This is a genomic window from Novosphingobium sp. ST904 (assembly GCF_001298105.1).
In the GTDB taxonomy this organism is placed as follows: Bacteria; Pseudomonadota; Alphaproteobacteria; order Sphingomonadales; family Sphingomonadaceae; genus Novosphingobium.
Genome location: NZ_LGJH01000125.1, coordinates 41,905 through 49,270, shown reverse-complemented (window position 1 = coordinate 49,270; position 7,366 = coordinate 41,905). Strand labels below are relative to the sequence as shown.

The window sequence follows — 7,366 nt, the reverse complement described above, 5'->3', positions numbered from 1 at the left end:
AGTCCCATCAAGGACCCGCCGACAAAACAACCGGACAACCATCCGTCCCCGATCTTTACCTCGAGGAGCAAGTTGCCCGTAGCTGGTGGCGACCGCTGCAAAACTGTGTGGTCCGCTGCGGTGAGAGGCCCTCTAAGTCCCACCCTCGATTCGGTCAAACACATTCTTCAGAAAGTTATGCACAGCCCGAAGTTTGCGATGCCGACCTCAGCGCACGCCTGTCCCGGCGACGGATCTCCAGACTTCCATCGACGGGCCGAGATCGAGCCCCTGCCCCGTGATCGCCTGGATGCACGCATGGTCCGCACCTGCCGACCAATGTTCTTCCAGCCGCGCCGTGATCGCCGCCAGGTCTCCGCAGGCGAAGAGGCTGTCCACGAGGCGGTCGCTCATCGCGTCGATCTCCTCGACGGTAAAGCCGAGCCGCAGCCAGTTGTTGCGGTAGTTCGGATACTGGACGTAGCCCGCCAGCGCGCCCCGCGCCTTTTCGCGCGCACTGGCAAGATCGCTGTCCAGAACGATCCCCTGCTCCGGAGCGAGGAGCTTTCCCGGCCCCAGCACCTCACGCGCGGATCGTGTGTGATCGGGCGATACGAGATAGGGATGCACACCGCAGGAACGCTCCCGCGCGAGTTCCTGCATCTTCGGACCGAGCGCGGCGAGGCAGCGGGCCTCGGCGGGAAGACCTTCCTCGTCGAGCCGGTCGAGATAGGACGCCATTTTCGCGAGCGGCCGTTCGTATGCTTCGCCCACCAGATGGGAATGGCTCACACCGAGCCCGAGAAGAACCCGCTGCTGCCGGTCATCCGGCAGGCGCTTCCACCAGGACGCGATTTCGGCGGGATCATGCATCCAGATATTGAGGATGCCGGTCGCGATGGTCGCATGCGTGGTGCGCCGAGCAGCCGGTCGATGTCGCCGGTGATGTCTCCGCCGATACCGCCCGGAATCCACAAGGTGCCGTAGCCCAGCTCGTCCAGCTCCGCGGCGGCCAGTTCCGCCTGCGCGCGGTCTCCGAAGCGCAGTTCCATCGACCATATGCCGATGCGTCCGAGCGATGGCATCCCTTACTCTCCCTGTCTGCACGGAATTCGTCTGCGCGAATTCGGAATTTCGCAGCATAGGGGAGTTTATGCGGCGGTGCAGGCCAGGCGCCAACGCCCCGGCGGTATCGCGCCGGGACGAAGCAACGAGGGGGCCGGGCCCCGCTAGAAGAGGCCGTCGTCGAAATCGTCGTCGTCATCGAACATATCGGCGGAATCCGGGGCCGATGCGCCGGCTTCCCCTTCCGGCAGGAAGCCGCGATGGATTTCACGTTCCCGGGCCATGGTATAGCGCGCCGCGATCCGGTCGAGCAGTTCCGCGGATGGAGCGAGGCCCTCTTCCGGGATTTCCGCGCATATCCGGCCAAGGCCCGAGAGCCGTTCTGCCACCGCCATCAGCGGGCCGCCGACTTCGTCCTCGCAATCGATCTTGCCGGTCGTATCCTCAAGGATTTCAGCAACGGCCAGGGCGCTGCGGTCCAGCTCTGACAGGCCCGCGCCCATTCGCTGCCCGCCTTCGCGGATGCAGGTGAGCGATTCTGCCAGCGCCTGCCCCGCGTCCGCCGGTTCGTCTTCCTGTGAACCGCGAATGACGCCCGCAGCCGACGTCAGACCGTCGAAGGACAGCGCGATGGCGGAGGCGATCGTCTCCAGCGTGGCGGCAAAACCGCGAATCTCGGAGGCGACCACGGCCAGGCCCCGCCCCTCGGTTCCCATCCTGTAGCAGCGCAAGTCGGTATTCCACGCCATCTGCTGCACATCGCCGGTGATGCGGTGCACCGTGGCGAGGCGCAGCGCGAGATTTTCGGCGGTGGACGAGGCCCGGTTGCTCAGGCGGTTGGAGCGGGCATCGGCCTCGCGCAGTTGTTCGGTCACTGCGGCGACTTCGGCCACGCTGCGTTCGAGCACGTGAAGGAACACGCCCTCCTCATCGCCTTGTGGGCTATCGCCTGTCCCGCGCATTTCGAGCAGCATTACCGCGCTCGGCCCGATGCCGCGCAGGCTGCTCGCCAGCAGGCGGGATTCGCGCTGGAACGCCTCGAGCGTATCGAGGGCCTGCGCCGCAAGCAGCGCCAAGGCATGGCCGCCGACCGCTTCCGCCACTTCGGCACCGAACGCCGGGCCCTGTTCCAGAAATGCATCGACGTCGCTGAGCCCGTCGGCGACGTGTTCCAGCCGCTGGCGGGTGCTGTCGCCGACCTGCAGGGCGCCCAGCGCAGTCCCCACCTGCGTGCGGATATCCCTTGCCGCCGCAGAAATCCGCACGGCGCGGTCCGCCTGTTCGATCTGGTCGCGCTGCAAGGCCACGGCATCTTCGGCCAGCTTGCGCGGAATATGCGGAACGACCAGCGCGCATTCGGCCGCAAGCTGGCGTTCGACCTCGAACATGCCGGGAACGGCTTCGGCCAGCCAGGCGATCTCGCGCGAGATACTCTCCATCTCCTGCTCGCCAAGGTCGAGCTTGGTGAACATCATGTCCGCGAAGCTCGAAAAGTCGCCGGAACCGGCTGCGGCCACCTTGATGTTGAGGCCGCAGATGCGCAGGAAGCTAAGCGTGCGGTTGACCTGTTCGATCTGCACCGCCAGCGCCGCGCTGGCCTGTTCGATCATCTTCAGGGCATCGCGCCGCGCCGCCTGGATCGCGGGCAGGCACGTGAGACGGTCGGCGGTGCGGCGCATGTTGCCCACCGCGACATCGGCAGCGTCCCGCTCGAAGGCGTTGGTCACGCTTTCCAGCGCTCCGATCAGCCCTTCGACGATCTCGTAGGCGCGGCCGAGCGCCGTGCCCGCCGATACGAAGCGCGCGTCAAGACCGCTGGCGATCCCGGCCAGCGCATCGCGCAGTTCCGCCAGCGACGGAGCCGCGAAATCGGGCGCGGGATCGGCAGGGAGCGCGGCGAGCGGCAATCCGTCTGCCAGAGGGGCACCCTCCAGAAGGGCGCCTTCAGGCGCGCCGGGCACGGGTTCGGGGAAATGGGCGGTTGTCGTCATCGGGCGGTCGTTTCTATCGATTGGTGGCCGCGAGCATGTCGCGGGCAATGGCGCCAAGCGGGATCACGCGGTCTGCCGCACCGCGCGCAATGGCTTCCCTGGGCATGCCGAAGACGATCGAGGTCGCCTCGTCCTGCGCGAAAGTGCGGGCCCCGGCTTGCTTCATTTCCAGCAGGCCGCGCGCACCGTCATCGCCCATGCCGGTCATGATGACGCCGACCGCGTTCGATCCGGCCGCACGCGCGGCGGAGCGGAACAACACGTCCACCGAGGGGCGATGGCGCGAGACCAGCGGTCCGTCCTTCACCGAGACGTGATAGCGCGCGCCCTGCCGTTCGAGCATGAGGTGCTTGCCCCCCGGCGCGATCAGCACATGGCCGCGCAGCACCGGGTCGCCGTCGGCAGCTTCCTTCACGTCGACCTCGCAGAGACCGTCGAGCCGCCGCGCGAAGGCACGGGTGAAGTTTTCCGGCATGTGCTGCACCACCACCACGCCCGGCGCATTGGCGGGAAGCGCTTCCAGCACTTCGCGCAAGGCCTCGGTTCCGCCGGTGGAGGCGCCGAGGCAGACGACCATTTCGGTGGTACGGCTCATGGCGCGGCCGCTGGGCGGCGGCAGCACGGCATCGGCGGTGAGCTTCTTGGCCGGGCCTTCCGGCTTCGCCTCGCGCAGGGCCGGGCGGCCGCGAACGCGGGCGCGTGACGCGCCCTTCACGACATCGCGGATCTGCAGATGATGCTCGGCCAGATGGTCCGCCACGCCGATGCGGGGCTTGAGGATCACGTCCACCGCGCCGGCCTCCATCGCCTGGAGCAGCGTTTCCGAGCCTTCCTCGGTCAGCGACGAACACATGACCACCGGGATGGGGCACTGCACCATCAGCTTGCGCAGGAAGGTGATGCCGTCCATGCGCGGCATCTCGACATCAAGGGTGATGACGTCGGGCACTTCCTCCTGAATCCGGCGCGCGGCGCTGAACGGATCGGGCGCGGCGCCGATCACCTCGATCTCCGGGTCTTCCTGGAGGATCGCGGTCATCGTCTGGCGGACGCTGGCGGAATCGTCGATGACGAGGACGCGGATCTTCTTGGCCGCAAGCATGGGTCAGGCCTTCCGGAACACGGTGTTGGCGACTTGCGTGAGCGGCAGGTCATGGCCGGTGATCGATTCCGAATGCCCGAGGAACAGGTGCCCCCCCGGCTTCAGGCAATCGACGAGCTGCGAAACGACCTTGCGCTGGGTCGGTTTGTCGAAATATATCAGCACGTTGCGGCAGAATATCAGGTGCATCGGCTCGCCCACGGGGTAGCGGTCGTCCATGAGGTTGAGCCGCGCGAAGCCGATCGCGCTGCGCAGGGCGGGCACCATGCGCACGTCGCGCCGGGCCGGATCGCGCGAGGACATCACGTATTTGCGCTGGAGGGCATCGGGAACCGGATCGACCAGTTCGCGCGGATAGATGCCGCTGCGCGCCGTTTCGAGCACGTCGGTATCGAGGTCGGTGGCGAGGATGCCGTAAGCCGGGCCGTCATGGGTCTCGGCGTGATCGTCGAGCACCATGGCCAGCGTATAGGGTTCCGGCCCGGTCGAGCAGGCCGCGCTCCACGCCCGGATGGTGCGGACGCCGCGTGCGCCCAGTTCGGGAAGGACCACCTTGCTCAGGTATTCGAAATGGCCCGGCTCGCGGAAGAAATCGGTCTTGTTGGTGGTAACCGCGTTGATGAGCGACAGCCCTTCCCGCGCCAGGTTCTCGTCCGCGAAGATGTAGTCGCAATATTCGTCGAGCGTGCGCGCGCCCGTCGCCCGCTGGCGGCGCGCAGGCGCCCTTCGAGCATGGTCTTCTTGCTATCGGGCATCTTGATGCCGGAATAGTCGAAGATATAGGCCGCCAGCCGCGCGAAATTGCGCTTGCTCATCGGATCGCCGGCATGGGGCTGTGCGGGGGACGAACTGCGGATTGCGGGGGCGGCTGCTGACATCTGCGCGGTTCCGGGTCGTGAGGAGGGGAAAGGCGCGTCCCCGAAGGGACGCCGGGCTCAGGCGGCGGCCTGCGAGGACAGGCGCGTGGCTTCCTCGGCCGTGAAGATGCGCGCCATGTCCACCAGCACGGTGAAGCCCTCGTCGCGCTTCACCACGCCGCCGATATATTCGGAAGGCCAGCGCACGCCCACGTCCGGGGCGCCGCCGATCTGGTTCGCGCGGAAGCTGGTGACCTCGATCACGCGGTCCACCACCAGCCCGAGCACCAGCACGCGGTCCTCCAGCGGGATGTCGATCACCAGGATGCGCGTCGCCGGGGTCGGTTCCACCGGCGGCAGGCCGAGCCGCAGGCGGAAATCGATCGTGGTAATGCCCTCGCCGCGCATGTCTGTAAGGCCGAGCAGGTAATCCGGGCCGCCCGGAATACGGAAGGTTTCGCGGTAGTCGAGGATCTCGCGGACCAGTGTCACCGGCACCGCGAAGATCTCCGCCCCCAGACCGAAGGTCACGGCCTGGATTTCCTGCCCGTCCGTCATGCCGCGTGCATCCCGAAAGCGTCGTCGTGGTCGTCCGGGCCGCCCATGGCGAGGTCCAGCGCGAAGCCGTTGGGACGCGCCTGCCCGTTGCCGCTGGAAGGACGCTTCGCGCCGATCTTGAGCGGGGCCTTGATCGGCGCCGCCTTGCGCACCGGCGCAGCGGTCCGGCCCGGCGCCTTGCCGACGTTGTCGACGCGGAAGTAGGCGATGCTGGCCTGGAGTTCCTCGGCCTGCGCCGCCAGTTCTTCCGAAGTGGAGGAGATCTGCTCCGAAGCGCCGGCGTTCTGCTGCGTCACCTGGTCCAGCTGCTGGATCGCCTGGTTGATCTGGCCCGCGCCGATGTCCTGCTCGCGGCAGGCGGCGCTGATCTCCGAGATGAGTTCGGCGGTACGGCGAATATCGGGCACCAGCCTGGAGAGCATCTCGCCCGCTTCGGTCGCCGCGTCCACCGTATTGGCCGAAACCGCGCTGATCTCGGCGGCCGCGCCCTGGCTGCGTTCGGCCAGCTTGCGCACTTCCGAGGCAACCACCGCAAAGCCGCGTCCATGTTCGCCGGCACGCGCCGCCTCGACGGCCGCGTTAAGGGCCAGCAGGTCGGTCTGGCGGGCGATTTCCTGGACGATGCCGATCTTCTCGGCGATCGTGCGCATCGCGCCCACCGCACGGTCCACCGCGATACCGCTGGCTTCGGCGTCCTGGGCGGACTGGCGGGCGATCTTCTCGGTCTGGGCCGCGTTCTCGGCGTTCTGCTTGATGTTGGCGGACATCTCTTCCATCGATGCCGAAGCCTGTTCGGCGGCGGCGGCCTGTTCGGTCGCCCCCTGCGAGACCTGCTCGGACGTCGAGGAAAGCTCCTGGCTGCCGCTGGCGACATTGTTCGCCGCAACCGTGGAATCGCCGACGACACCGCGCAGGCGCTCGATCATGCGGACAAGGGCATGGCCCAGCTTGTCCTGCTCGGACAGCGGCTTGTGGCTGACAGTCAGGTCGCCGTCGGCGATCTTGTCGGCCAGACCCGCGCTGACGCGCAGGTTCGCGGTCATCTTGTTGACGGTATCGACAAGATCCCTGATCTCGTCGTTCGAGGTCACTTCCACGTCATTGTCGAGATCGCCGATTGCCACCGCGTTGATCGCGGTGCCGACCCGGGCAAGCCCGCGCGAGACGATCAGCGAAATCCACACCGCGCCCACCAGCGCGCCAAGGATGGCGACGATGGCAACCGTCAGCAGCGTGGCGCGCGCCGAGGAATAGAGCGCATCGGTCTGCCGGTCGACCTGCTGCATGTCTTCCCGCGCACGGGCGACCAGATCGTCGGTCTGCTTGGTCACGCGGTCCAGCACGTCGCGGGCGCTGCCCAGCGCCAGTGCGGCCGCTTCCTCGTTCTGGTTGGCCCGCGCAAGGGTGCGGATGCGCGTGTCCAGCGGCTTGAAGTTCTCGAACGAGGACCGCATTTCGCGCCAGGTCTGCTTGGTTTCGGGCAAGGCATTCGCATCGCCCTCGTCCAGCAGGCGCTCGAACTCGGACATCGACCGCGTGGCCTTGTCGTCGAATTCCTTCACCAGTTCCGGATCGTTCGTCATCGTCATGTTGCGCTCGTTGCGCGCAAGGGTGCCGAACACGACCTGCACCTGCTGGGCCCGGTCGAGCCGGGCGGCGGGGCCGCTGATGAGATCGCTGATCGCGGTGTTGAGCGTGCTCAGACGCGTCAGGCTGACGCCGACCACGACGGCCAGCAGGATCAGGATTATGGCGAATGTCACGCCCAGCTTCATTTTAATCGTAGCGCGCATGGGAAATGGAACCTTGGGACC

6 protein-coding genes and 1 pseudogene are annotated in these 7,366 nt (G+C 67.0%); all 7 read right to left on the bottom strand.

The features are described from left to right. Window positions 1–207: 207 nt before the first annotated feature. A complete protein-coding gene (locus ADT71_RS07100) occupies window positions 208–852 on the bottom strand; it encodes a TIGR03620 family F420-dependent LLM class oxidoreductase (RefSeq protein ID WP_231635668.1) in 645 nt (214 codons plus the stop codon). Beyond that, a complete protein-coding gene (locus tag ADT71_RS33110; protein ID WP_231635667.1) occupies window positions 768–1,064 on the bottom strand; it encodes a hypothetical protein in 297 nt (98 codons plus the stop codon). Before ADT71_RS33110 ends, ADT71_RS07100 begins: the two co-directional genes overlap by 85 nt. Before the next feature lie 144 nt (window positions 1,065–1,208). Beyond that, window positions 1,209–3,035: a hypothetical protein gene (locus ADT71_RS07095; protein WP_231635666.1), complete on the bottom strand. Its 1,827-nt coding sequence runs from the start codon at window positions 3,033–3,035 to the stop codon at window positions 1,209–1,211. A 13-nt stretch (window positions 3,036–3,048) separates the two neighbouring features. Continuing rightward, the gene (locus tag ADT71_RS07090) at window positions 3,049–4,137 is read right to left on the bottom strand and encodes a chemotaxis response regulator protein-glutamate methylesterase (protein ID WP_054435954.1); all 1,089 of its coding nucleotides are present in this window, start codon (window positions 4,135–4,137) and stop codon (window positions 3,049–3,051) included. 3 nt (window positions 4,138–4,140) lie between these two features. Next, a pseudogene (locus ADT71_RS07085) lies at window positions 4,141–4,952 on the bottom strand (protein-glutamate O-methyltransferase CheR). A 120-nt stretch (window positions 4,953–5,072) separates the two neighbouring features. Further along, window positions 5,073–5,552 (bottom strand): chemotaxis protein CheW, encoded by a 480-nt coding sequence (locus tag ADT71_RS07080; protein ID WP_054435953.1) that lies wholly within the window; start codon window positions 5,550–5,552, stop codon window positions 5,073–5,075. Continuing rightward, window positions 5,549–7,345 carry a methyl-accepting chemotaxis protein gene (locus tag ADT71_RS07075; RefSeq protein ID WP_054435952.1) on the bottom strand — a complete coding sequence of 599 codons (1,797 nt, stop codon included), beginning with the start codon at window positions 7,343–7,345 and terminating at the stop codon, window positions 5,549–5,551. The genes ADT71_RS07080 and ADT71_RS07075 overlap by 4 nt, the downstream gene beginning before the upstream one ends. Window positions 7,346–7,366 lie beyond the last annotated feature (21 nt).

What these genes read in the sequence shown, in the direction of transcription:
- ADT71_RS07100 (WP_231635668.1), bottom strand. Translation starts at nt 852, where the DNA reads ATGCATGATCCCGCCGAAATCGCGTCCTGGTGGAAGCGCCTGCCGGAT.
- ADT71_RS33110 (WP_231635667.1), bottom strand. Translation starts at nt 1,064, where the DNA reads ATGCCATCGCTCGGACGCATCGGCATATGGTCGATGGAACTGCGCTTC.
- ADT71_RS07095 (WP_231635666.1), bottom strand. Translation starts at nt 3,035, where the DNA reads ATGACGACAACCGCCCATTTCCCCGAACCCGTGCCCGGCGCGCCTGAA.
- ADT71_RS07090 (WP_054435954.1), bottom strand. Translation starts at nt 4,137, where the DNA reads ATGCTTGCGGCCAAGAAGATCCGCGTCCTCGTCATCGACGATTCCGCC.
- ADT71_RS07080 (WP_054435953.1), bottom strand. Translation starts at nt 5,552, where the DNA reads ATGACGGACGGGCAGGAAATCCAGGCCGTGACCTTCGGTCTGGGGGCG.
- ADT71_RS07075 (WP_054435952.1), bottom strand. Translation starts at nt 7,345, where the DNA reads ATGCGCGCTACGATTAAAATGAAGCTGGGCGTGACATTCGCCATAATC.